This window comes from Acinetobacter sp. 161(2023) (genome assembly GCF_037027805.1).
GTDB lineage: Bacteria > Pseudomonadota > Gammaproteobacteria > Pseudomonadales > Moraxellaceae > Acinetobacter.
This window is the reverse complement of the sequence record NZ_JAZEYD010000008.1, coordinates 174,977-196,485: the sequence shown is the minus strand read 5'-3', so window position 1 is coordinate 196,485 and position 21,509 is coordinate 174,977. Positions and strand designations below refer to the sequence as shown.

The following is a 21,509-nucleotide window of genomic DNA, read 5'->3' as shown; positions in this document are numbered from 1 at the left end:
CTAATCTTTAGATTTCTTGTTCGGATAACTGACGTACAGCAGTAGCGCTCTCACATTCTAGTGCGCTTTTTGCAAGCGCTTGAGCTTGGCTGTAGTTAAGTGTACGAATTTGGGCTTTTACTAAAGGAATACTATTTGGAGACATGCTGAGCTCATCTATGCCTAATCCCATAAGAATCGGTACAGCTCTTGGATCCGCTGCGAGTTCTCCGCATATACCCACCCATTTGCCATGTTTGTGCGCAGCTTTTACGGTGTGATCAATCAATTGCAAAATGCTTGGGTGAAGGCCGTCTGCTTCAGCCGAGAGGATAGGGTGACCACGGTCAATAGCTAAAGTATATTGGGTTAAGTCATTTGTTCCTATGCTGAAAAAGTCCACTTCTTGAGCAAGAATAGGCGCAAGTAAGGCAGCAGAAGGAACTTCTATCATAATACCAACTTGTAAGTTGGCGCATGGATGTACAGCTTTAACTTCATCAAGAATAGCTTTGGCAGCACGCCATTCTTCCATACGGCCAATCATTGGAAACATGATTCGTAAAGGACGATCATCTGCGGCTTTAAGCAAAGCGATAAGTTGTTGACGTAACAGCTCTGGCTGTCTTAGCGTTAAACGGATACCTCTTAGGCCTAAAAATGGATTTTCTTCTTCAGCAATTGGCAGGTAAGGAAGCGGTTTGTCACCACCTACATCAAGAGTACGTACTACAAGTGGGCGTCCAGCGAGAGCATCTAGCACAACACGATAATCTGCTTCTTGGGTAGCTTCACTTGGAGCACTGCTATGAGCCATAAAAACGAGTTCGGTTCTTAGTAGTCCGATTGCTTCGGCACCACATTCTACAGCGTGGGCTGTAGCTTGAACTTTTCCTAAATTGGCAGCAACTTCGATTTGATGTTGATCTAAGGTAATCGCAGGTTCTTGGCTGTGACGTTCAGCCTCTTCACGAATTTTTTGTTGAAGCTCTCGTTCTTGTTTTGCTTGTTCGATTTGCTGAGTGTTAGGGTTTAATACAAAAGTTCCTGTATCTCCATTAATTAAAAGAGAACTCTTTTGTTCAATCTCTAGTACTTGATCACCCGCACCAACAATTGCAGGAATACCTAAAGCACGAGCAACAATAGCGCTATGTGCACTTGCACCGCCTACAGCTGTCAAAATACCCGCTACTTGATCTTTATTAAGGCGAGCCACATCACTTGGCCCCACATCATACATGATCAAAATATAAGGCTCTTTAGGTTCTTCGATGATAACTTCGCCACAGAGTTGAGCTAAAACACGATCGCCAATATCACGTAAGTCTGTAGCACGCTCAGCCAGTAAGCGGTCTGGTAAAGCTGCTTGCTCTTTAGCTGCTGCTTCAATATGTTCATGCCAAGCAGCAGGAGCAGAAAGGTTTAAGTTAATCTTTTGATAAACACCATTAATAAGATCAGGGTCGTCTAGCATTTCCAAATGTGCTTGGAAAATTTGCTTAATTTCATTCGCTTCAGATTTTGCAATAACTTGGTGAATATTGTTTTTAACTGCGTGAAGAGCAATATCAAGTTTTTCTTTTTCTGCTTTAACGCTTAAACCCATACGTTCATATTGGTAAACCTTAGGTTTGATGACATGTACGGGGCCAAAAGCTAGACCACTAGAAGCTGGAATACCTGTATTTGTACTCAATGTTTTCGGCAATGACTTTACTATTTGATGCGATTGAGCTTCTTGGGTATCTGAAGATTGAATAGGTTCGACTTCTTCTCCTAAGCCTTGTTGCACGGCCTGAATAACTTTATCTAAAGCTTCAACAGCATCTGTTTCTGGCTCGGCAATAAAACGTAAAGTCTGACCTCGTTTACATCCTAAAGCCAAGAGGCGCGTCAAACTTTTGGCCGAAACAAAATTACCATCGTCCACTGCGACCTGAATATCACCTTGAAAACTTTTAGTTAAGTTCACCAAATGAGTCGCTGGTCGAGCATGTAATCCATGGGCATTGGCTAATACAACCGAGCGATGAGGCCAATCTGGAATAACATCTGCACCAATAATTTTAGCAATTTCATTTGGTGCTTGTGTTTGATCTAGTTGTGCGACTTGTTCTGGGTTAAATAAAATATCAATCAGTCGATTAAATTTTTGGCTATCTAACTGCTCATTGGCAGCAATACAGACGAGTGTATTTAGTTTTTGTCCACTTACATTTAAAGCATGGCGTGGCTTTACAATACTGATTGCTGGCTGTTGAACAAACTTACTGCTAGAAATAGACCAGATCTGGTCTTGTAACTGGATAACTTGATCTGGTTCAAGTGAGCTGAGGAAACCACATTTTACGAAATTATGTTTTTTTAGAATTTGAGAGGCTGACCATAACAAATCTTCAATATCTTGAGATTCAATTTCAGTTTGAATTAAATTTTCATGCAGAGTTAAAGATAGGGGTTGAGCTTGTAAGAGTTCAATAATTTGCTCAGGTTGAGTCGCATTTTTTACCTGTTCACTTACATCCTGCATTAACGCTCTAGTTAATATTTGTAGTACTTGTAAATGTTCATCGGATTTTGCTGCAATAACAACAGCTAAATAAATCGTATTTTCCCCATCCCATATTATTCCTTCAGGGAAGTGAGCTAACCGAATACCTGTCTCTAAAATAAATTCACGAGATTGTGGAGTGCCATGTGGAATAGCAATTCCTTGGCCTAAATAGGTGGCGCTTTGTTGTTCGCGATTGATGAGCCCTGTTACATATTCAGGTGTAACTAACCCATCTTTTACTAAAATATCTACTAGACACTGTAATGCATGCTTTTTATCAACAGCATGTTGATTCATATGAATATGTCGAGGCTCGAGTGCTAGCATACTTATCCTTGAACAATTTCTTAGGTTTTAACTAAAACAGAAAAAAAGAAGCTGTTTGTATTAAAATAGGTTGGTTTACCTGTTTTTAAACAACAGCTTCAGACAAATTACCATAGCAGAACTTTAAGCTTATATCGACGTATTTACGTAAATAATGCTTATTAAAAATACAAAGGGATCACGACTTAATATATTTTAGTTTCTTATGGTAACTATAAATTTAATAAAGTTATTTAATAAAAAGGGGAGTGCTAATAATAAAAAAACCTCTACACCGGATTACGGGCATAGAGGCAAAAACTAAATGATAGAATTTAAATTACTATTGAATTTCTTGCTCTAAGAGTGACCACAGCTTTTGATGTGATTTTTTAAACATTAACATGTGCCCAATTGATTTATAGCCGAGTTTTGTCGGGTTCAGTTCTAGCATTTTAGTAGATGCGTTCGGATATAAATTTAATAAATCTGCAACGTTGTGTTGAGTGGCAATTTCGTCATCACTTGCCCAAATAGAAGTAATAGGGCAGATAATTTCAGTGTGAAAGTCATGAAAGATAGTTTTACCAATCGCATTTTTCACATAGCCTGGATGACTGCAAAATTCTCTCCATTGTTGTGCAACTTTTTTAGGTAAGTTTTCACCCATTCCAATAAAATGAGTAGCACCATAACCTTTTAACGTACTAGAAATTGGGAAGATAACGTTAAACATAACAGGGGCCAGAAACTTGGTTTTACCTTTAAGTCCTTTTACATGGCCTGTAGAACCTGCTACCGCAACAACTTTTGCTACTTTATGAAAATTTGGCACAATCCCTAACAGTTGCCCACCCGCACTATGGCCAAGAAGAGTAACTTTTTCTGCTTGAGTTTTTTCTAATAAGGCATCAATTGCACAAGGAATATCAAGCGTTCCCCAATCATTAATACTTGCATCGCTTTGCTTTAACGGCCCATGCAATGAATCTCCAATACCACGGAAATCAAAGCTTAATACTTCATAACCTTGTTGGCTTAACCATGTAGCAAAAGGATGATAAAAGTTTTTAGTAATACCTGTAGCTGGACAAATCAAAACAGGATGTACTGATTTCTTTGATTGGGTTGGATAAAATTGTGCAGCAAGTTGATAACCGTCTTCGCAGGTCATCCAAAATGATTCAAAAGTGTTATCCATAATATTACTTAATGATTAGCTTATTGATGACTTTAATTTACATGAGTTCCAAAACGATACTTGATTAAAGTGTGACTATAAAGTCAAGATTTATGCTATACCGCTCATTAAATTTTAATAAAACGAATAATTGGGAAGAAAAAGATGGATTTACCGAAAGCTGTACAGTTAGCGATTGTATTTAGTGGCATATTTTTATGGATGGGAATGTTCACAGGGGTGTGGAAATATTGGCAAATACGCCGTTCAGAGATACATCGTGCCCACTATTATGTTGATATCGCTCATCGCAGCAGTTTACTTTATGCAGCTGCTACTCTAATTCTTGCTGTACTGAGCTATTTTACTGTTTTAAATGAAAATATTGCTTTGTGGTGTGTGCTAGCAAATGTGTTGTTTTTTAGCTTTTCAATATTAATTTATATGGTACACGGTTATTTACAGGACACGACAAATCAATTTAAAAGTCCACATCAGTTAGGTAGATTTAACTTACCTTCGTGGTTAATGTCTTTAATGATGGTTGGATTGATTATTACTGAGTTATTAGCTACAGCTATTTTAGTTATAGGAACAATTTTTTTATTTCTGGGTATATAAAATGGATGATGGCTCATCCATTTTTTTAATCTTACAATTATTGTTGACTAAGATGTCGCTTGGCTAATTTTCGCATCTTATGATCGACAAAGGCCCACAGACAAAATATGAAAGAAACCACCATCGCATACATAAAGTATTCGGGTTTTAGATTTCCTTTAATCATACCTTGAAACAGTAAAGTCAGCATAAGAGCAAGCGGTGTCACTCCATAAACAACTGAATCTTTGCTGTTCAGAGTGTTAATGAAGACTTGTTTGTTGAAATGTAATGATAACATCTCCATCCCTCCTTGTGGTTGCGCTAAAACCTAATGTTTTAGTCAAGAATAAGTTTTAAGCTTAATGTTGTACTGCTATTTTCAACTCAATTCAAGAGCGAATAGAAAATTTTTTAAACAGTTTTATAAAAACCTCTATATTTATAAAAGCTTAAGGTATTAAAAAAGTAAATATTAAATATTTTTGTATGAAATACTTGTTCTTTTCGGAAAGAGAAACTATTTAAGTGAAAAGTGGATTAATTTCTCTTTCCTATCAATTTATCTTAGCTATTTTGCTTTTTAAAAAAGGTATCAATTGCATGTTGAGCAATTTCTGCATCTTCAAAAGATTGAACACCCGATACACCAATAGCACCTAAAATTTCACCTTCGTGAATAATTGGTTTTCCACCTTCTAACATGCCTTGAGCGCTAGGCATACTTAAGAAACCAAGACGGCCACTTTGCAGAAGTTCTTCATAAAATTTTGACGGTCTACCTGATATTGAAGAGCATTTTGCTTTTTCTAAACATAAGTGTGAACTTAAAGGAGAGGCGCCATCTAAACGTTTCATGAGTAATAAGGAGCTTGTTTCATCAACAATAGCAATGCTGACTTTAAAGTTGTGTTCAATTGCATATTTTTGAGCTTCTTCCATTAAAAACTCTGCATCTGCTAATGTTAAGTAATATTTAGTTTTCATTGTTGCTCTTCTTTCCTGAGTAAGCTAAAAATTATTTTAGTGTAATTTTACAGTAAAAATTGATTATTTCTATTGTTGATTTGTCATTAAAAACTAGTGTGGAAATAAAATGCTGGTTGGGTAAACACAGCATTCTATTCAATATATAAAATCATGTTTGGATAAAACTCGATTTCAAAAAAGCCACTAGATTAAATATTTTTGAATTTAAATTTGTCGATAATTACGGTAATTGCAAGAACAACTAAAGATGGGATCAACCAAGCTAAGTTTTGTTCATTTAATGGTAAATGTTGAAGAAATTCAGGTAAATAATCACCGAAACCTGCAACTTTAAGACCATCAATAATACCGAAAATTAAAGAAATACTTGTTACTGAACCGACAATAAATGAAGGTTTATGCCAAAATTTCCAGAAGAAGCTCAGCATAATCACCACAATTGCTGGTGGGTAGATTGCACTTAAGACAGGTACTGAAATAGCAATCAGTTTAGTTAATCCAAGATTCGAAATAATGAAAGAGAAACCAACTAAAATAAATACTAAAAGCTTGTATGGTAATTTCGTTAACTGAGCAAAGTACTCACCACACGCACAAGTTAAGCCAATTGCTGTAACCATACACGCTAGAAAAATTAGTCCAGTTAAGAATAATGAACCCATATTTCCAAAAGCATGCTGAACATATGCATGTAAAATTACTGCACCATTTGCTGCATTTGGTGCTACTTCATGGCTACCTAGACCTAATTTGAACAAGCTCAAATAGACTAAAGTAAGACCGGCACCTGAAATCAGACTGGCAATAATTGCATATTTGGTCACTAACTTTTTATCAGTTACGCCACGAGAGTAAATCGCTTGAATAATAACGATACCAAATACTAGTGCACCTAACGTGTCCATGGTGAGATAACCATTTACGAAACCTTCAGAAACTGGAGATGTAATGTAATGGTTAATTGGAGCAGGTACGTAACCAGAAGGTATCATGACTGCTGCAATGCCTAAAATTGCTAAAGCAATAATTTTTAGCGGGGCAAGCACATGTCCAACTGTGTCCAATAACTTGTTTGGATAAAGTGAAACTATAGTTACAAATGAAAAATAAATTGCGCTATAGATTAAAAGGCTACTACTTGATGTTCCAAAATAAGAGGAGAAACCAATTTCATAAGAAACTGTAGCTGTACGTGGGGTAGCAAATAAAGGGCCGACTGATAAGTAACAAACAACAGTTAAAATCAGACTTGCTACTCGACCTAAGGGAGAGCTAATAATTTCAATGGAACCCTGCATGCGAGAGAGTGCCATGATCGTAATTACGGGTAAGCCAACTGCAGTAATCAAAAAGCCCATAGCGGCTAGCCATACATGATCACCAGCTTGTTGAGCGACAATAGGGGGAAATATAATATTGCCAGCCCCAATAAAAAGGGCAAAGGTCATAAAACCTAAGGCAATAATATCTCCAGTGCGAAGATGTTGCATAAATTAAATTTAATAAAAAAGAAGGAATTTTAGAGCAAAAGAGAGCATGATCAAGTGGTATTTTATGTGAAAAAGCTTTTTTTGGAGGCTTAAAAAAATTTAAGAGATATTAAAAATATCAACTGGTTAAGGTATCTAGTTGAAAAATCATTGAAAGAAATCATGAAATCATTTTTTATATCTGACTTTTTAAAGAAATTATGCAAAAATAAAAATATAAATTTCTATTATGAATGTTGAATATTTGGGCGTTTAAAGCTTCCAACCTCTCCTATATCCATTCTAAAATATTCTAAATTAACTTACATTTTTGTAGGCGTTGTAAAAGCAGCATCTACGAGGATAAAACTAAATGAGAGCTTCTACTGTTACAATAAAAACTGAACAAGATCTGGAAAAGTTAAGAATTTCTGGACGCTTGGCTGCGCAAGTTTTAGAAATGATAGGGGCCTATATTAAACCGGGCGTATCTACTGAATATTTAGATAACCTCTGTAATGACTATATTGTAAATAATTTAAAAGTTATTCCGGCTAATGTGGGATATCACGGTTTTACAAAAACGATATGCACTTCAGTAAATGAAGTTGTTTGCCATGGCATACCATCACCCAATAAAATTTTAAAAGATGGCGATATTATTAATATTGATGTCGCAATTATTAAAGATGGTTATTTTGGTGATACGAGCCGCATGTATTTTGTGGGTAATGTAAACCCACAAGCAAAAAAACTGGTTGATACAACTTATGAAGCGATGGTTGCAGGTATTCATACTGTTAAGCCAGGAGCTACATTGGGTGATATTGGTTATGCTATTCAGTCAGTTGCTCACCGCGAGGGCTATAGTATTGTTCGAGAATATTGTGGGCATGGGATTGGTAAGGTTTATCATGAACAACCTAATGTTTTGCATTATGGGCAACGCGGGCAAGGCTTGGTCTTAAAAAAAGGAATGGTTTTTACCATTGAGCCAATGGTAAATGCAGGTAGACCGCAAGTGAAAGAGTTAAATGATGGATGGACAGTTGTTACTCAAGATCTTTCGTTATCGGCTCAATGGGAACATATGGTTGCAGTAACAGATACTGGTTTTGAACTATTAACCCGTTGGCCTGAAGGTGTGGGAAACTATCCTGCAATTTGAAAAATATAGAAAAAGTTCGATAAATTATCGAACTTTTTTATTTTAACGCTCAGAAAGATGTTCTACTAAATAATCAATGAATACTCGAACAGCAGGCAGTAACCCTCGGCGTGATGGATATACGGCATGTAATATTCCATGAGGTGCTTTCCAGTCTGGTAAGATTTGTATAAGTTGCCCGGATTTTAGGAAGTCTTCTGCTGCAGTCTCTGGCAATAATGCGATACCACAGTTCTGACTAGCCAATTGAGCCAACATGTGTATGTTTGTGCCCATTACAATAGGGCTAACTTTGACTTTCTTTTGCTGATTGTCAGGTCCATGCAAAATGAATTGTTGATCAAGATGATCTTCAGATAAACTTAAAATGCGATGTTCACTGAGTTGCTCTGGGTTTTTTATATCCCCAAACTCATTTAAATATGCCTGACTTGCGAATAAACTTTGTTCTATAAGCGCGAACTGTCGAAGAACTAAACTAGGGTCGTCATCCAGTTTTGAGCGAACTCGTAATGCGATATCAATTCCTTCATTAATAACATCTACTCGGCGGTTGCTGACCATTAGTTGCAAACGAATTTCTGGATATTTTTTTAAGAAAGCAGGTAGGATTTTAGGAAGTTGATTTTGAGCAATATCAACAGGCACACTAACTTTCACCACGCCTCTAGGTTGAATACTTAAATGATCAACTAAATCATGAGCAGCTTGCGCAGCATTCATCATGACTTGAGCATGTCTATAAATATCCATTCCAATATCTGTAACAGCAAAGTGTCGAGAACTACGTTGGATTAAGCGGACGCCTAAATTTTCTTCTAAGCTGTACACGCGGCGACTTAATTTTGATTTTGGTATATCCGTTACACGCTCAGCAGCACTAAAGCCACCATGCTCAACAACAAGAGCAAAACAATAAAAATCATCAAGATCAGTGAGCATTAAAATATCCTATTTCTGCAACAACCATGATTTTACATTATTATTTTTGCAACGATAATTCTTATGCTAAGTTTTTTGTAAGTAGGAGATAAATTCATTATTTAATTGATAGAAAGAGTTTTGAAATTATATTGTAATTACCTTGTAATTTGAATGTATGTATTTAAAAAGGCTTTATAGGTTGTCTATAGAACAATTCATCAATTTCTTTTACACTATATTTTTCTCTACTTTTCAAATCTAATGCCGTATCAATTGATAGAACTTAACGATGCCTCTACAAATATTGAGTGTCCATTTTGCAAACAAGCAATAATTGACTGGGCACAAGAACAGTATGTTCAGCCATGTGAGCACACTTTATTTATTGCTATGGATTTAGGATTCGAATTTGTTGCAGACCGATTTGAAGAGTGCATGAGCAAGAGCGTGGATGAGTTACACGAAGATCCAAACATGAATATTTTTAAAGCGTTAACGACAACACCTTATGGAAATTTGATTGTCTTAAAATCTGATTTAGGTGTGGAAGGTTTGTTTCGCTATGTTGGCGTGAGCGACTTGTAATATTGAGAGCATAAAAAAGCCAATCTATTGATTGGCTTTTTTATTATTTACGCTTCTGGTGCAGCGCTATATTGTTCAACTAATGGTTTTAATTCGCCATTTTGGAACATTTCAAGCATGATATCGCTACCGCCAATAAGTTCGCCATTTACCCAAAGTTGCGGGAATGTAGGCCAATTCGCAATTGCTGGTAAGATTGCACGAATATCAGGATTTTCCAAAATATTTACATATGCAAATGGACGACCAATTTGACTGAGCGCCTCTACAGCACGTGCAGAGAAACCACATTGTGGAAACTGTGGAGTGCCTTTCATGTAAAGTAAAACGGGATGCTTCGCAATTTGATCGCGGATTAACGCTTCAGTATCACGTGCTTGTTCAGTCATAAATAGATCCTCAACTAATCTAGCAGCATTATAGGGGGTGTTTATGTTGCTTTGCAAACCACCTGAATACTTAAAGTTGCATTGAATATTCAATATTTTATTGTATAAACCGAAGTGATAGCGAAAAGCAGACGAAATTTTAGATAAATGATTGATGAGACTTTTCATCAGAGCCAGTTTTTGTTTATATAAACCCTTCTTAAAACCTCATACAGACAGAGTTCGTTATGACTGATATTACCCTAGCTCCAATACAACCTGATCAACCATCACACTTAATGGCTACTTATGGTCGCCAAGCGATCAGTTTTGTACGAGGCCGAGGGGCATATCTATATACTGAAGATGGCACAGAATATCTAGATGCCTTAACGGGTATTGCTGTATGTGGTTTAGGTCATGCTCACCCAGTTATTGCAGAAGCAATTGCTGAACAAGCTGCAACACTTGTGCACACAAGTAATCTATTTGAAATTCCTTGGCAAACTGCCGCAGCTCAGAAGCTTGCTGAAGTTTCTGGTATGGAAGAAATCTTCTTTTCAAATAGTGGTGCTGAGTCAAATGAAGGTGCAATTAAGATTGCTCGTAAATTTGGTACCCAACAAGGTGTGCGTTTGCCAAAAATTATTGTGGCTGAACAATCATTTCATGGTCGTACTTTGGCAACACTTTCAGCAACGGGCAATAAAAAGGTACAAGACGGATTTGCTCCTTTGTTGAATGATTTTATTCGTGTGCCATTTGGTGATGTGAATGCAATTCAAGAGGCCGCTTTGCAACATCCAGATATTGTTGCAATTTTGATTGAACCAATTCAAGGTGAGGGTGGTATTAATACTGCTCCTCAAGGCTTTAGCTATCTTGAAGAAGTCCGTAATATTTGTAATCAGCATAACTGGCTAATGATGTTAGATGAAATTCAAACAGGTAATGGACGTACTGGTAAATATTTTGCATATCAGCACACCAACATTGTGCCTGATGTCTTGACGACTGCGAAAGGACTTGGGAATGGCTTTCCAGTTGGAGCAGTAATGACACAGGGTAAAGCTGTTGGTTTATTAGGACCTGGCAGTCATGGTTCTACATACGGCGGTACTGTATTAGGTTCTCGTGTGGTTTATACGGTAATCGATACAATCCAAAAAGAGAATGCTGTAGAAAATGCGGCAGTAGTAGGACGCTATATTGTTGATCAACTTCGCGCAAAGTTAGCAGACAAGAATATTCAAGTGCGTGGTTTTGGGATGATGATTGGTATTCAATTACCTAAAGACTGTGCTGAACTGGTTGCTATTGCTCGTGATCAACATAAGCTTATTATCAACGTTACGGCAGGTTCAGTAGTTCGTCTATTACCACCTATTAATATGACTCAAGCACAGGCTGATGACTTATTAGAGCGTTTAGTTGGCTTGATCAGTGACTATCTTTAAATTTCAGTATGAAAAAAATGGGCTCTTATAGGCCCATTTTTTATTACCAGTCATTAACCAGAGATATACTGTTTTAACTGTTCAATTAAGTTTTTCTGATCTTCCATTGCTGCTTTTACTAAGTCACCAATAGAGATAAAACCAACTAATTTTTCATTGTCCAATACAGGTAAATGACGTAAGTGGCGATCTGTCATTAAATGTAAACACTCTTCAACAGTATTGTTTAGGCTTACAGTAAGAACTTTAGATGTCATAATTTCAGCAACTGTAGTGCTGTATGAAGAACGTTCCATCAGTGTCACTTTTCGCGTGTAGTCACGTTCAGATAAAATTCCGACAACCTTTTCACCTTCGGCTACCACTAACGCACCAATTCCTTTATCGGCCATGATCTTAATTGCTTCAAGGACAGTGGCTTCTGGAGAAATTGTAAAAATATCTTGCTCTGATTTGTTTTTGATTACTTGTGCAACGATTGTCATTTCTTCTGTCCTGTGTTTTATCATTTTGTTTTAAATTAGCCTGATTTTATAAAAATGCAAAGACTTCATAGTCATTCAAATACAAGTTTTACACTCAAGCGTTCAAAAAGCATTCTAATAATAGTTAAGAACCTAAAGAAAACTTTAGGCTCCTTGCCAGTGCGGATGTTTAAAAAAGAAATGATGCATTTGCTGTGTAGATAACTTCAACTTACGATGAGAAGAATTAAACAAAGCTGGTGTAACATTGAGTCGAGTTAAGGTTGGTAATAAAGACTCGTGAAAATCCTTAGGAGTAATTCTTCTCGGTTTGTAATGTGGCCAATGTTCTTTGGCATAGCGGTGAGCTTGCAATCCATTGAGCCAGAAAGGAAAAATAAAGTCTTCCTGATCTGATTTAATTGCCCAACCTTCATGAAATAATCCCCAAAGAACTCCGCAATACATCATGGTTCTTAAAATATAAATCTTAATCATCAAGTCTTTTGAAACCGGTTGTAGATTGCTTAAACTATTCATTGTCAATTTAATGGTTCTTAACTTGTCTTGCTTATTATAGAAAAAATAGATGACATTTCAGTTTAAACAGGTATCAAATCGTAAACAAATATTCCCAGCTAAGAAAAATTCGTCTTAAGCCACGACTAGAAGTAGAGAGATGCAGCTTAAGATAATTTGATAATTTTGTATTTTTACAGACATAAGAAAAATACCAACTGAGCAAGACAAACGAAGTACGTAGCAAATTATATTTATAGAATTTTTTTACAGACGTAAAAAAACGCCACCTGAGCCATGACTGAAGTGGCGAAGTAAGGCTTTAGATAAATTGATAACTTTTGATTTTTTACGGGTATAAAAAAACGCCACCTGAGCAAAACAAAGCGATTAAAGCTTTGGTGAAGCACAAGAAGAGATAAGAAATGAATTGGTTTATATCAAATTTTTACGGACATAAAAAAACGCCACCTAAGTGACGTTTTTTTATGCTTGCATTGTGGCTAACTTTTGCCAATATTGTGCTTTAAGTGAGTCACGTTCAACACGGAAACCTTGATAGTACAATTCTGCTAAGAATAGCGCAGCTTTACCGTGCCCAGCGCGAGCAACTTCTTCTAACTGTGTAACTGCATCTTGAAAGTTCATTTGAGAATGAATTGTGTTAACTGCAGTTGCATATACATGTTCTAAATCATGATGAGAGATACGTTGAATCATATAAAACTCCTTATTGTAATTATGATTACTTTTTTCTAAAGGCCACTGCCTTTAAATTAATTTAACTTAGAATTATTAAACTAATATTACAAATTGATGGATTTGTCAACTATTAGTGCATATCGCTTAGTTCACTATTAGAATACATGATTAAACATTATTCACAAATAATTTTGATTAAAATCAATATGAGAATAAAAGACAAGGAGAATAAAATATGACAAATACAATCGATGGCTTTGTTTTTGATACTCCGCCTAAAGAGGAGCAAATCATAGAACTGGCCCATTATCACCGTAAACTATTAGACGAAGCTATCTTTCATCAGGAAATCCATTTAGGGGATTATTGTCTCGCACAGCGCAAAAGGGTATTTGATTTTGCTGGACATTTGGAACCCACCCAAAAAAACTGGTTTTATCAAGTTTATGATGGGGAACTTCGAAAAATTGCTGATGAAGACGAATTGCATCCAGCAGATGCAGAAGAAGGGTTAAGTATGTTTGCGATGTTTTTAGTCTTGGTGATTATTGCAGCAATTTTATACTTTTCTGTCATTCGTTCACTAATAAGTTAAGCATACTCATACTATCCAGTAAGGTACGATTATTAACCTTACTGGATGTTTGATCTTGTACTTATGAGTATTGAACCCTACACTACACTAATTCGAGGTAGGTCATGCTCATATTCAAACAAAATTTTCTTAAATTAAAGTCTGAGTTAAAAGTTGATCAATGTTTTAACCTATTTGTGGTTATTGTCATTGGCTGTATTTTTGTGCTGTCATATTTAGCATTACTTCGGCCTATTAGTCCGGATCAATATCAACGAATTATACAACTTTCTCATCAGGCGACTTATCCAAGAACTCAAGACATGGCTGAGTTACTTATAGCTCAGTCAGAAATTCATCGGGCAGAGTATTTAAAGTTAATGCATGCTTACCAATTTGAAGGTGCGCATATTAAGCAATATCCGGCACTCGCTCAGGAAGACACTCAGTAAATGAGTGAATCAGGCTAAATCTTGGTTTACAAAGCTTTTTGAGCACTATTGTGGCAGGCAAAATTTTGAATTTATGCTAAACTTTATCTTTTTAAATGCGCTGCTTTTCAAGGAATCCGCATGGAGCAACAATCGAATATGCAAAATAAATTCTTGATAGATGCTGAGATCGGTGATGACGATGTCACATTACCTAATTTACCTGCTATCGATGTTCCCATCGTTGAATCTCCTGTTAAATCACAAGAAAATATTGAAGTAGCCAAAGTTGAATTGGCTTCTACAGATACCGCGGTTGAACAACCAAAATCTGGTTTTTTTGGCCGGATGAAAGAAGGTTTAACCAAAACTCGTCGTAATTTCGCTGATGGTATGGTCAATATCCTGATCGGTGGAAAGGAAATTGACGATGAGTTACTGGAAGAAGTTGAAGAGCAATTGTTGGTTGCAGATATTGGTGTTGAAGCAACTAGAACGATCATTACCAATTTGACAGAGCGTACAGCTCGTGGTGATTTGATCTATTCCCACTCTCTATATAAAGCGTTACAAGAAGAGTTGGTTGCTTTGTTGGCTCCACGTGTTAAACCTTTGCATATTGACCCTAACAAATCGCCTTTTGTTATTTTGATGGTTGGGGTAAATGGTGTTGGTAAAACTACAACTATTGGTAAGTTAGCAAAGCGTTTGCAAGGTGAAGGTAAAAAAGTGATGTTGGCTGCGGGTGATACATTCCGTGCCGCAGCGACAGAGCAATTACAAATCTGGGGTGAACGTAACGATATCACTGTTGTGGCTCAAGGTCATGGCGCTGATAGTGCTTCTGTTATTTTTGATGCTTTTGAAAGTGCTCGTGCTAAAGGAATTGATGTATTAATCGCAGATACAGCAGGTCGTTTACATAATAAAAGCAACCTGATGGAAGAACTTAAAAAAGTTAAACGCGTTATGCAAAAAATCGATGCAACTGCACCTCACGAAATTATGTTGGTGGTAGATGCAGGTACGGGTCAAAACGCGATTAACCAAGTACAAGAGTTTGATCAAGCTGTAGGTTTAACTGGTATTACAATTACCAAGTTAGATGGGACTGCAAAAGGTGGTGTACTCTTTAATATTGCAAGTCGTACCCATGTGCCAATTCGTTTTATTGGTGTTGGTGAAAAAATTGATGATTTAAGACCATTCTCGGCTAAATCATTTGTTGCTGCACTGTTTGAAACTGATAAATAATTGGTTATCAGCAGTAAAAAGCTTCACTAAATGGTGGAGCTTTTTTATATGTATATCTTTTTTTATTGTTGCGAAAATAAAACGAACTGTCATATTTTTAATGCTGATTATAAAAAATGAGTTCAATACACTGTATTCATTCCCAAACAACGGCCCATGGTCAATCAAATAGGTAGGAAATAACAAAATGTCTACTTTCTTAGATAAAATTAAAAACCGTCGTACTATTTATGCAATTGGTAAAAATGTTGCATTAGATCGCACTAAAATTGAAGAAACTATCCGTGAAGCGGTTAAACATAGTCCTTCATCATTCAACTCACAATCTTCACGCGTAGTGACGCTTTATGGTGAATCACATGCTAAATTTTGGAATTTAGTTCGTGAAGCATTACGTAAAATTGTTCCTGCAGATTCTTTTGCTGGTACAAATGCAAAAATTGATAGCTTTGTTGCCGGTGTTGGTACTGTATTATTTTATGAAGACCAAGCTGTTATTAAAAGTTTACAAGAGCAATTTGAATTATATGCAGATAATTTCCCAGTTTGGTCTGAGCATTCAACTGCAATTGCGCAGTTTGCAACTTGGACAGCACTTTCAGAGCTAGGCTTAGGTGCTTCTTTACAGCACTATAACCCAATTGTTGACTCTGCTGCTGCTGAAGCATTTGATGTATCAGCGAATTGGAAGTTACGTGCTCAGTTAGTATTTGGTTCTGTTGAAGCACCTGCTGGTGAAAAAGCATTTATTAATGATGCTGATCGTTTCAAAACCTTCAATTAATTGAAAGTCAAAAAGGGCATCTATTTAGGTGCTCTTTTTTATGTATTTAGAATTAATAGAAGAATTAAATAGAATGAAAGCTGATGAAATTCAAATGTATATTTAAAAATAATAAATTGGAAAAATAGCTGATAACTGTATTGTCATAAAATAGTCACAATCATATTGCATATTGCTCATGATTTCATAGCTTATCAAATATAGAGAAAGAGACAGATGACTTTAAGATTAAGTGTTGCTGCAATTGGTTTATTACTCAGCGGTTCAGTATTTTCAGCAGTTACAATTACAGCACCTGAGGAAATTGTAATCCTTGCTGTGAATGGTCAAGAAGTCAATTCTGGGTTATTTCGTTCATCTAAAAATAATTATAAAGTCGATGCGGGTGAAACTAGCTTAAGCGTGCGCTACCAAGAATATTTTGAACATTTAAATGGTGAGCATGACATTGTTAAATCTGGCGTAGTCACAATTCAAACACCTAGATTGCAAGATGGGAAAACTTATAAGCTTTCGATGGTAGATGTACCTAAAGATTATGAAAATGCGAAAAAATATGCTGAGCAACCAACAGTTGCTTTGTACAGTGCAAATAATGAATTAATTGTGAAACAAACGGGTGCAAACAATGAAGCAAAACCATGGTTTGCAACTGGATTGTTGGGTAAAGTCGCTGACTTTACAACTAAATCATCTAAGCCACAGCCTGAAGCTGTGTATGCATCGGCTAAACCTACTTCTGCTCAGGTTGTTGTGCCAGCTCCAACGTCTATGCCAGTAACGGGTGTAGCACAAACGAATGATCAACGTTTAGTGGAAAGTTGGCAGAAAGCCTCTAAAGCTGAGCGTCAAAAATTTATGGCATGGTTAGCGGAACAATCAAATTAATTAATTGCTATTTAAAATAAAGCCGATTTAATATCGGCTTTATTTTTAGAATTTTTATAAATAGCCTAAGTATACTTTATGACTAATTTAAATTTCCGTTTAGCTCAATCTGCTGATATTCCAGAACTCATAGATTTAATTAACAAGTCTTATCGAGAACAACAAGGTCGAAGTTGGACAACAGAGCTTGCGTTTGTAAAAGGGCAACGCATTACAGAACTTCAATTAAAAGAACAGCTACAGTTTGAGAATTCAATATTATTGGTAGGGGAAACTAACTCTTCCAAAATTGTTGCGTGTGTTGGGCTCACATTTGAAAATAGTCAGGTTGAGATTGGAACATTCTGTACAGATCCGCATGTTCAAAATATGAAAGTAGGCCGATCTGTTTTAGAATATGCAGAGCAATATGCATTGAAAGAAGACCCTCATCTGACCAACGCTGTCATGTATGTTCTAGATGTACGTTCAGAGTTGATTGCTTATTATGAACGTCGTGGATATGCGAAAACGGGTAATGAACAGCCGTATCCAGTTGAAGCAAATGTAGGGGTGCCAAGGGTACCTATTAAATTAATTGAAATGAAAAAAGACCTCAAATGAGGTCTTTTTTGTTTAGGTTAGAAACCAGATGTAATAGCCTAAAAGCATGAGAGGCCATGCTATCCATGGACTAAATAACCATTTCCATAACCAGAAGTTTGGTACAAACCCTACTCCATAAATGAAACCACCAGAAATACCGATCATCACTAACATGAGTTGGCTATGATTATAGTGTCCGTTTGCATCTAACATGAGTGAAGGGTAAACCAGCAAAATTGCAGCAAGAGGCAATGCCAACAGAAATGAAAGGGCCATTGCGAATGCTTGAGCTTTTCGATGATTTGATGCTGTCATTGCTTTTGCCATCATTTATTCCTCATCTAGATTTTGATGATTTTCGATATAAAGTGCACTGAGTACACCTGCAAAACATGCCATCAAAATGCCAAGGATCCATGCGAAATACCACATTTGCTTCTCCTTAATACAAGCTATGCGAGTTTGACTCGATGTGTTTGTTGGTAATGACGCCCCACATTTTGTAATAAGACCAACTGGTATAGATCAAAATGAGTGGTACAAAAATGCCAGCAGCGACTGTCATAACGCCTAAAGTAAGGTGGCTTGACACAGCATCCCACATCGTCAAGCTAGAATTAGGATTAATGCTAGATGGAAGTAAGAATGGGAATAGTGCAAAGCCTGCTGTTAAAATTGCTCCGACAATCATTAAACTTGTGCCAGTAAAACTTAAGCCTGCTTTTGCTTTTGAAGATGCAAAAACTGTAATGATTGCACCTAAAATTGCAAGAACTGGAGCAACTTTAGTCACTGGATAGGTGTTGTAGTTGTTCATCCAGCCAGGGTTGCTATTAGTCACTACTTCTTTAGCTAAAGGGTTGAGTGCAGCATTTGGATTAATAGCAACTGCATAGCTATAACCTGGTACTTGCCCGAAATACAGCCATGCCCCAATCACAAGGAAACAAATTAAAAATATAGCTGCCATGATCTGCGTTGCTTTGGCAGAGCGCTGTTTTAAAGCGTCGTCTGTACGCAACATGAGCCATGCACCACCATGCGCACAGAGCATAGATAGACTGACAACACCACAAATTAAGGCAAATGGGTTGAGAAGGGCAAAAAAGCTGCCTGTATATTCAGAGCGTAGCGTGTCATCTAAACTAAATGGTAAGCCTAGAAATAAATTACCGAAGGCAACACCAAACACAAGGGCAGGAACAGCACCACCAATACACAGGCCCCAGTCCCAAGAATTACGCCATTTGGTGTTTGCAAGTTTTGAACGGTAATCAAAACCTACTGGTCGCAAGAAAAGGGCAAATAAAACCAGTAGTAAAGCCCAATACATACCTGAGAAGGCTACAGCATATACCATCGGCCATGCGGCAAATAGTGCACCACCCGCCGTAATAAACCAGACTTGATTCCCATCCCAGTGCGGTGCAATCGTATTGATCGCAGCACGGCGTTCGCTATCGGTTTTTCCAACAAAAGGCATGAGAGCCATGGAACCCATATCGAAGCCATCGGTAAGAGCGAAGCCGATCAGTAGTACGCCAACTAACACCCACCAAATGATTTTTAATAGTTCATATTCAATCATGATAAGGCCTCCCCATTAACTGCGGTTTTCGGTTCTTGCTTTTCAAAATGATATTTACCAGTGTGCAAAGAGCTTGGTCCTAGACGAGCAAACTTAATCATTAAATACATTTCAATAATTAAAAGTGCGGTATAGAACGCTGCTAGCGCAAGAATCGAACCCCATACATCGCCAGTACTTAAACTAGAAGTAGAGAGGTGTGTTGGTAAAATTTCACCAATAGACCATGGTTGACGGCCGCCTTCAGCTACATACCAACCAGTTTGTGCAGCGATCCAAGGAAGTGGCAGACCAAACAATGCATATTTAAGTAGCCAAGGTTTATTTTCAGCATTTCTTTTTGCTACTGCCCAAGTTGCTAAAATGAAAAGTAATAGCATTAAGAAGCCAGAGGCAACCATTGCTCGGAAAGAGAAAAATAGTGCTGTAACATTTGGAACAGTATCTTTTACAGCGGCTTTAATATTTTGCTCGCTTGCATCAACTACATTTGGTGCATATTTTTTAAGAAGTAGGCCATAACCTAGATCTTTTTGATTTTTTTCAAATGAAGCTAATAACTCTGGTGAGCGATCGCCTGCACGTAATTTTTCAAGTTCAGCATAGGCAAGCATACCGTTGCGAATACGAACTTCATGTTGTTGCATGAGGTCTTTAAGACCAGTAACTTCTTTGGTTGTTGAGCGAGTTGCAATTAAACCTAATGCGTATGGAATTTTAACCGCATAATCTGTCCGCATCTCTTCATGGTTTGGTACACCAAACAAAGTAAACGGAGCTGGAGCAGGGTGAGTATCCCATTCGGCTTCAATAGCAGCCAATTTGGTTTTTTGAACATCACCTAGTTCATAGCCAGATTCATCACCGAGTAAAATCACTGAAAGTGTAGATGCAAGACCGAAAATCGCAGCAATTGCAAATGAACGACGGGCGAAAGGTAGATCACGTTTTTTAAGTAAATAATAACTAGAGATGGCAAGTACAAAAATTGCACCAGTTACATAACCCGCTGATACAGTGTGAACGAATTTAACCTGAGCCACAGGGTTGAAAATAAGTGCGCCGAAACCAACTAATTCCATACGCATCGTTTCAAAGTTGAATGCTGCACCTACTGGGTTTTGCATCCATCCATTCGCCACTAAAATCCAGAGCGCTGACATGTTGGAACCTAGTGCAACTAACCATGTTACGCCTAGATGCTGAACCTTAGTTAATCGGTCCCATCCAAAGAAGAATAGACCAATAAATGTCGATTCAAGGAAGAATGCCATCAGGCCTTCAATTGCCAGTGGTGCACCGAAAATATCACCTACATAGTGTGAGTAATAAGCCCAGTTCGTTCCAAACTGGAACTCCATTGTTAAGCCAGTCGTTACCCCTAAAGCAAAGTTAATACCAAATAATTTTCCCCAAAATTTAGTCATGTCTTTGTAAATTTCTTTACCAGAAATGACATAAGTGGTTTCCATGATGGCAAGGATAAATGCCAAACCTAAAGTTAAAGGGACGAAAAGAAAGTGATACATTGCGGTCATCGCAAATTGAAACCGCGAAAGATCAACCACGCTTTCAGAAATCATCAACGTGTCTCCTTAATGTTGGAAATGTTATCGCCAGCAATATGCTCAGCGACCTGATTGTCGAAATTTTTGGGGATGGTGGGAGCATCAAACCAAATATGTTTAATCGTTAAAAGAAGCACTATTTTTATTATTAGAATAATAGTGATTTCTTTAATTAAACGACTATTAAGATTTTTAAAATAAAGGCTCATGAATTAAACCTCATTTGATAATAATTTTATTATTAATCAAAATATAATAAAAATAAACATTAAATATATTTTAAATGAATATTTAAATAATTAGTTTATATAAAACAAATACTTGTTATTTTAAAATAAATACCATACCAAAATGGTTTGAATTGATTGTTAATTCCAACTAAAACACTTGTAAATAAAAATATAAAGTTTATTAAAATAGTTTGTTTTAATTTAATACCAACTAAAATGGTTGTATATAATATTTATTAACTTTATTTCCAACTAAGGTGCTCGGAATAATAATTAATTAAATAAATAAGAAAATAAGGGCGTAATAAAGCGTGCAAAAAGCAATAATGGACTACAACA

25 protein-coding genes are annotated in these 21,509 nt (G+C 36.8%); 10 read left to right on the top strand and 15 right to left on the bottom strand.

All coding sequences use genetic code 11. The annotated features are described in order from the left end of the window. Nucleotides 1–7 precede the first annotated feature (7 nt). Nucleotides 8–2,863 carry a phosphoenolpyruvate--protein phosphotransferase gene (ptsP, locus tag WA249_RS10000; protein WP_336168372.1) on the bottom strand — a complete coding sequence of 952 codons (2,856 nt, stop codon included), beginning with the start codon at nucleotides 2,861–2,863 and terminating at the stop codon, nucleotides 8–10. 322 nt (nucleotides 2,864–3,185) lie between these two features. Beyond that, nucleotides 3,186–4,043 (bottom strand): alpha/beta hydrolase family protein, encoded by an 858-nt coding sequence (locus WA249_RS09995; RefSeq protein WP_336168370.1) that lies wholly within the window; start codon nucleotides 4,041–4,043, stop codon nucleotides 3,186–3,188. Between the two features lie 144 nt (nucleotides 4,044–4,187). Between WA249_RS09995 and WA249_RS09990 the strand changes: the two genes are divergently transcribed. Then, nucleotides 4,188–4,643: a hypothetical protein gene (locus WA249_RS09990; RefSeq protein WP_336168368.1), complete on the top strand. Its 456-nt coding sequence runs from the start codon at nucleotides 4,188–4,190 to the stop codon at nucleotides 4,641–4,643. 37 nt (nucleotides 4,644–4,680) lie between these two features. Here the strand turns inward: WA249_RS09990 and WA249_RS09985 are convergent, their stop codons facing one another. From WA249_RS09985 to brnQ, 3 genes are all read right to left on the bottom strand, one after another. Next, nucleotides 4,681–4,923 (bottom strand): hypothetical protein, encoded by a 243-nt coding sequence (locus tag WA249_RS09985; protein ID WP_336168366.1) that lies wholly within the window; start codon nucleotides 4,921–4,923, stop codon nucleotides 4,681–4,683. Nucleotides 4,924–5,189: 266 nt separating this feature from the next. Beyond that, nucleotides 5,190–5,609: a GlcG/HbpS family heme-binding protein gene (locus tag WA249_RS09980; protein ID WP_009392680.1), complete on the bottom strand. Its 420-nt coding sequence runs from the start codon at nucleotides 5,607–5,609 to the stop codon at nucleotides 5,190–5,192. A gap of 191 nt (nucleotides 5,610–5,800) precedes the next feature. After that, a complete protein-coding gene (brnQ, locus tag WA249_RS09975) occupies nucleotides 5,801–7,102 on the bottom strand; it encodes a branched-chain amino acid transport system II carrier protein (RefSeq protein ID WP_336168365.1) in 1,302 nt (433 codons plus the stop codon). 352 nt (nucleotides 7,103–7,454) lie between these two features. On the opposite strand from brnQ, the gene map reads away from it, so the two are divergent. Then, nucleotides 7,455–8,249, top strand: a complete 795-nt coding sequence (gene map, locus WA249_RS09970) for a type I methionyl aminopeptidase (RefSeq protein WP_336168363.1) — start codon at nucleotides 7,455–7,457, stop codon at nucleotides 8,247–8,249. 42 nt (nucleotides 8,250–8,291) lie between these two features. On the opposite strand, the gene WA249_RS09965 is transcribed toward map, so the two are convergent. Then, complete coding sequence (locus WA249_RS09965) at nucleotides 8,292–9,191, bottom strand: LysR family transcriptional regulator (protein WP_336168361.1); 900 nt, start codon at nucleotides 9,189–9,191, stop codon at nucleotides 8,292–8,294. A 243-nt stretch (nucleotides 9,192–9,434) separates the two neighbouring features. Between WA249_RS09965 and WA249_RS09960 the strand changes: the two genes are divergently transcribed. Beyond that, nucleotides 9,435–9,758 (top strand): hypothetical protein, encoded by a 324-nt coding sequence (locus tag WA249_RS09960; protein ID WP_336168359.1) that lies wholly within the window; start codon nucleotides 9,435–9,437, stop codon nucleotides 9,756–9,758. A 47-nt stretch (nucleotides 9,759–9,805) separates the two neighbouring features. Here WA249_RS09960 and grxD read toward each other — a convergent pair whose 3' ends face one another. Continuing rightward, the gene (grxD, locus tag WA249_RS09955; protein WP_004643080.1) at nucleotides 9,806–10,147 is read right to left on the bottom strand and encodes a Grx4 family monothiol glutaredoxin; all 342 of its coding nucleotides are present in this window, start codon (nucleotides 10,145–10,147) and stop codon (nucleotides 9,806–9,808) included. Between the two features lie 227 nt (nucleotides 10,148–10,374). Here grxD and WA249_RS09950 point away from each other — a divergent pair, with 227 nt between their 5' ends. Beyond that, complete coding sequence (locus WA249_RS09950; protein ID WP_336168357.1) at nucleotides 10,375–11,583, top strand: aspartate aminotransferase family protein; 1,209 nt, start codon at nucleotides 10,375–10,377, stop codon at nucleotides 11,581–11,583. Between the two features lie 53 nt (nucleotides 11,584–11,636). Here the strand turns inward: WA249_RS09950 and WA249_RS09945 are convergent, their stop codons facing one another. The 3 genes from WA249_RS09945 to WA249_RS09935 all read right to left on the bottom strand — a co-directional run bounded on the left by WA249_RS09945 (nucleotide 11,637) and on the right by WA249_RS09935 (nucleotide 13,286). After that, nucleotides 11,637–12,068, bottom strand: a complete 432-nt coding sequence (locus tag WA249_RS09945; RefSeq protein ID WP_336168355.1) for a CBS domain-containing protein — start codon at nucleotides 12,066–12,068, stop codon at nucleotides 11,637–11,639. A gap of 144 nt (nucleotides 12,069–12,212) precedes the next feature. Continuing rightward, nucleotides 12,213–12,587, bottom strand: coding sequence for a DUF2750 domain-containing protein (locus WA249_RS09940; protein WP_336168353.1), 375 nt, complete (start codon nucleotides 12,585–12,587; stop codon nucleotides 12,213–12,215). 465 nt (nucleotides 12,588–13,052) lie between these two features. Then, complete coding sequence (locus tag WA249_RS09935) at nucleotides 13,053–13,286, bottom strand: hypothetical protein (protein ID WP_003652111.1); 234 nt, start codon at nucleotides 13,284–13,286, stop codon at nucleotides 13,053–13,055. Nucleotides 13,287–13,503: 217 nt separating this feature from the next. Here WA249_RS09935 and WA249_RS09930 point away from each other — a divergent pair, with 217 nt between their 5' ends. The 6 genes from WA249_RS09930 to WA249_RS09905 all read left to right on the top strand — a co-directional run bounded on the left by WA249_RS09930 (nucleotide 13,504) and on the right by WA249_RS09905 (nucleotide 17,802). Next, complete coding sequence (locus WA249_RS09930) at nucleotides 13,504–13,863, top strand: hypothetical protein (protein WP_336168351.1); 360 nt, start codon at nucleotides 13,504–13,506, stop codon at nucleotides 13,861–13,863. Between the two features lie 104 nt (nucleotides 13,864–13,967). Beyond that, nucleotides 13,968–14,294 carry a hypothetical protein gene (locus WA249_RS09925; protein ID WP_004791944.1) on the top strand — a complete coding sequence of 109 codons (327 nt, stop codon included), beginning with the start codon at nucleotides 13,968–13,970 and terminating at the stop codon, nucleotides 14,292–14,294. A 120-nt stretch (nucleotides 14,295–14,414) separates the two neighbouring features. Next, the gene (gene ftsY, locus WA249_RS09920) at nucleotides 14,415–15,527 is read left to right on the top strand and encodes a signal recognition particle-docking protein FtsY (RefSeq protein ID WP_336168349.1); all 1,113 of its coding nucleotides are present in this window, start codon (nucleotides 14,415–14,417) and stop codon (nucleotides 15,525–15,527) included. Nucleotides 15,528–15,714: 187 nt separating this feature from the next. Further along, entirely contained in the window at nucleotides 15,715–16,311 is a 597-nt protein-coding gene (locus tag WA249_RS09915; RefSeq protein WP_336168347.1) for a nitroreductase family protein, read from the top strand. A gap of 216 nt (nucleotides 16,312–16,527) precedes the next feature. Further along, entirely contained in the window at nucleotides 16,528–17,199 is a 672-nt protein-coding gene (locus WA249_RS09910; protein WP_336168345.1) for a YccT family protein, read from the top strand. A 78-nt stretch (nucleotides 17,200–17,277) separates the two neighbouring features. After that, nucleotides 17,278–17,802, top strand: a complete 525-nt coding sequence (locus WA249_RS09905; protein WP_336168344.1) for a GNAT family N-acetyltransferase — start codon at nucleotides 17,278–17,280, stop codon at nucleotides 17,800–17,802. A gap of 12 nt (nucleotides 17,803–17,814) precedes the next feature. Here the strand turns inward: WA249_RS09905 and WA249_RS09900 are convergent, their stop codons facing one another. From WA249_RS09900 to cydP, 5 genes are read right to left on the bottom strand one after another with little or no spacing between them, the layout of a single operon-like run. Continuing rightward, the gene (locus WA249_RS09900) at nucleotides 17,815–18,114 is read right to left on the bottom strand and encodes a cyd operon YbgE family protein (protein WP_016137925.1); all 300 of its coding nucleotides are present in this window, start codon (nucleotides 18,112–18,114) and stop codon (nucleotides 17,815–17,817) included. Then, the gene (gene cydX, locus WA249_RS09895) at nucleotides 18,115–18,216 is read right to left on the bottom strand and encodes a cytochrome bd-I oxidase subunit CydX (protein WP_336168340.1); all 102 of its coding nucleotides are present in this window, start codon (nucleotides 18,214–18,216) and stop codon (nucleotides 18,115–18,117) included. It abuts the gene before it with no gap. A gap of 10 nt (nucleotides 18,217–18,226) precedes the next feature. Beyond that, the gene (gene cydB, locus WA249_RS09890; RefSeq protein WP_336168338.1) at nucleotides 18,227–19,372 is read right to left on the bottom strand and encodes a cytochrome d ubiquinol oxidase subunit II; all 1,146 of its coding nucleotides are present in this window, start codon (nucleotides 19,370–19,372) and stop codon (nucleotides 18,227–18,229) included. After that, nucleotides 19,369–20,955, bottom strand: a complete 1,587-nt coding sequence (locus tag WA249_RS09885; protein WP_336168336.1) for a cytochrome ubiquinol oxidase subunit I — start codon at nucleotides 20,953–20,955, stop codon at nucleotides 19,369–19,371. The genes cydB and WA249_RS09885 overlap by 4 nt, the downstream gene beginning before the upstream one ends. Continuing rightward, the gene (gene cydP / locus WA249_RS09880; protein ID WP_005306157.1) at nucleotides 20,955–21,149 is read right to left on the bottom strand and encodes a cytochrome oxidase putative small subunit CydP; all 195 of its coding nucleotides are present in this window, start codon (nucleotides 21,147–21,149) and stop codon (nucleotides 20,955–20,957) included. Before cydP ends, WA249_RS09885 begins: the two co-directional genes overlap by 1 nt. Between the last annotated feature and the right edge of the window lie 360 nt (nucleotides 21,150–21,509).

Excerpts from the sequence above, each read along its gene's own strand:
- WA249_RS09945 (WP_336168355.1), bottom strand. The coding sequence starts at position 12,068 with ATGACAATCGTTGCACAAGTAATCAAAAACAAATCAGAGCAAGATATT.
- WA249_RS09950 (WP_336168357.1), top strand. The coding sequence starts at position 10,375 with ATGACTGATATTACCCTAGCTCCAATACAACCTGATCAACCATCACAC.
- cydP (WP_005306157.1), bottom strand. The coding sequence starts at position 21,149 with ATGAGCCTTTATTTTAAAAATCTTAATAGTCGTTTAATTAAAGAAATC.
- cydB (WP_336168338.1), bottom strand. The coding sequence starts at position 19,372 with ATGATTGAATATGAACTATTAAAAATCATTTGGTGGGTGTTAGTTGGC.
- WA249_RS09915 (WP_336168347.1), top strand. The coding sequence starts at position 15,715 with ATGTCTACTTTCTTAGATAAAATTAAAAACCGTCGTACTATTTATGCA.
- map (WP_336168363.1), top strand. The coding sequence starts at position 7,455 with ATGAGAGCTTCTACTGTTACAATAAAAACTGAACAAGATCTGGAAAAG.
- ftsY (WP_336168349.1), top strand. The coding sequence starts at position 14,415 with ATGGAGCAACAATCGAATATGCAAAATAAATTCTTGATAGATGCTGAG.
- WA249_RS09925 (WP_004791944.1), top strand. The coding sequence starts at position 13,968 with ATGCTCATATTCAAACAAAATTTTCTTAAATTAAAGTCTGAGTTAAAA.
- WA249_RS09965 (WP_336168361.1), bottom strand. The coding sequence starts at position 9,191 with ATGCTCACTGATCTTGATGATTTTTATTGTTTTGCTCTTGTTGTTGAG.
- WA249_RS09885 (WP_336168336.1), bottom strand. The coding sequence starts at position 20,955 with ATGATTTCTGAAAGCGTGGTTGATCTTTCGCGGTTTCAATTTGCGATG.
- WA249_RS09980 (WP_009392680.1), bottom strand. The coding sequence starts at position 5,609 with ATGAAAACTAAATATTACTTAACATTAGCAGATGCAGAGTTTTTAATG.
- brnQ (WP_336168365.1), bottom strand. The coding sequence starts at position 7,102 with ATGCAACATCTTCGCACTGGAGATATTATTGCCTTAGGTTTTATGACC.
- WA249_RS09930 (WP_336168351.1), top strand. The coding sequence starts at position 13,504 with ATGACAAATACAATCGATGGCTTTGTTTTTGATACTCCGCCTAAAGAG.
- WA249_RS09935 (WP_003652111.1), bottom strand. The coding sequence starts at position 13,286 with ATGATTCAACGTATCTCTCATCATGATTTAGAACATGTATATGCAACT.
- WA249_RS09960 (WP_336168359.1), top strand. The coding sequence starts at position 9,435 with ATGCCGTATCAATTGATAGAACTTAACGATGCCTCTACAAATATTGAG.
- WA249_RS09990 (WP_336168368.1), top strand. The coding sequence starts at position 4,188 with ATGGATTTACCGAAAGCTGTACAGTTAGCGATTGTATTTAGTGGCATA.
- WA249_RS09905 (WP_336168344.1), top strand. The coding sequence starts at position 17,278 with ATGACTAATTTAAATTTCCGTTTAGCTCAATCTGCTGATATTCCAGAA.
- WA249_RS09940 (WP_336168353.1), bottom strand. The coding sequence starts at position 12,587 with ATGAATAGTTTAAGCAATCTACAACCGGTTTCAAAAGACTTGATGATT.
- WA249_RS09985 (WP_336168366.1), bottom strand. The coding sequence starts at position 4,923 with ATGTTATCATTACATTTCAACAAACAAGTCTTCATTAACACTCTGAAC.
- grxD (WP_004643080.1), bottom strand. The coding sequence starts at position 10,147 with ATGACTGAACAAGCACGTGATACTGAAGCGTTAATCCGCGATCAAATT.
- WA249_RS09900 (WP_016137925.1), bottom strand. The coding sequence starts at position 18,114 with ATGATGGCAAAAGCAATGACAGCATCAAATCATCGAAAAGCTCAAGCA.
- WA249_RS09910 (WP_336168345.1), top strand. The coding sequence starts at position 16,528 with ATGACTTTAAGATTAAGTGTTGCTGCAATTGGTTTATTACTCAGCGGT.
- ptsP (WP_336168372.1), bottom strand. The coding sequence starts at position 2,863 with ATGCTAGCACTCGAGCCTCGACATATTCATATGAATCAACATGCTGTT.
- WA249_RS09995 (WP_336168370.1), bottom strand. The coding sequence starts at position 4,043 with ATGGATAACACTTTTGAATCATTTTGGATGACCTGCGAAGACGGTTAT.
- cydX (WP_336168340.1), bottom strand. The coding sequence starts at position 18,216 with ATGTGGTATTTCGCATGGATCCTTGGCATTTTGATGGCATGTTTTGCA.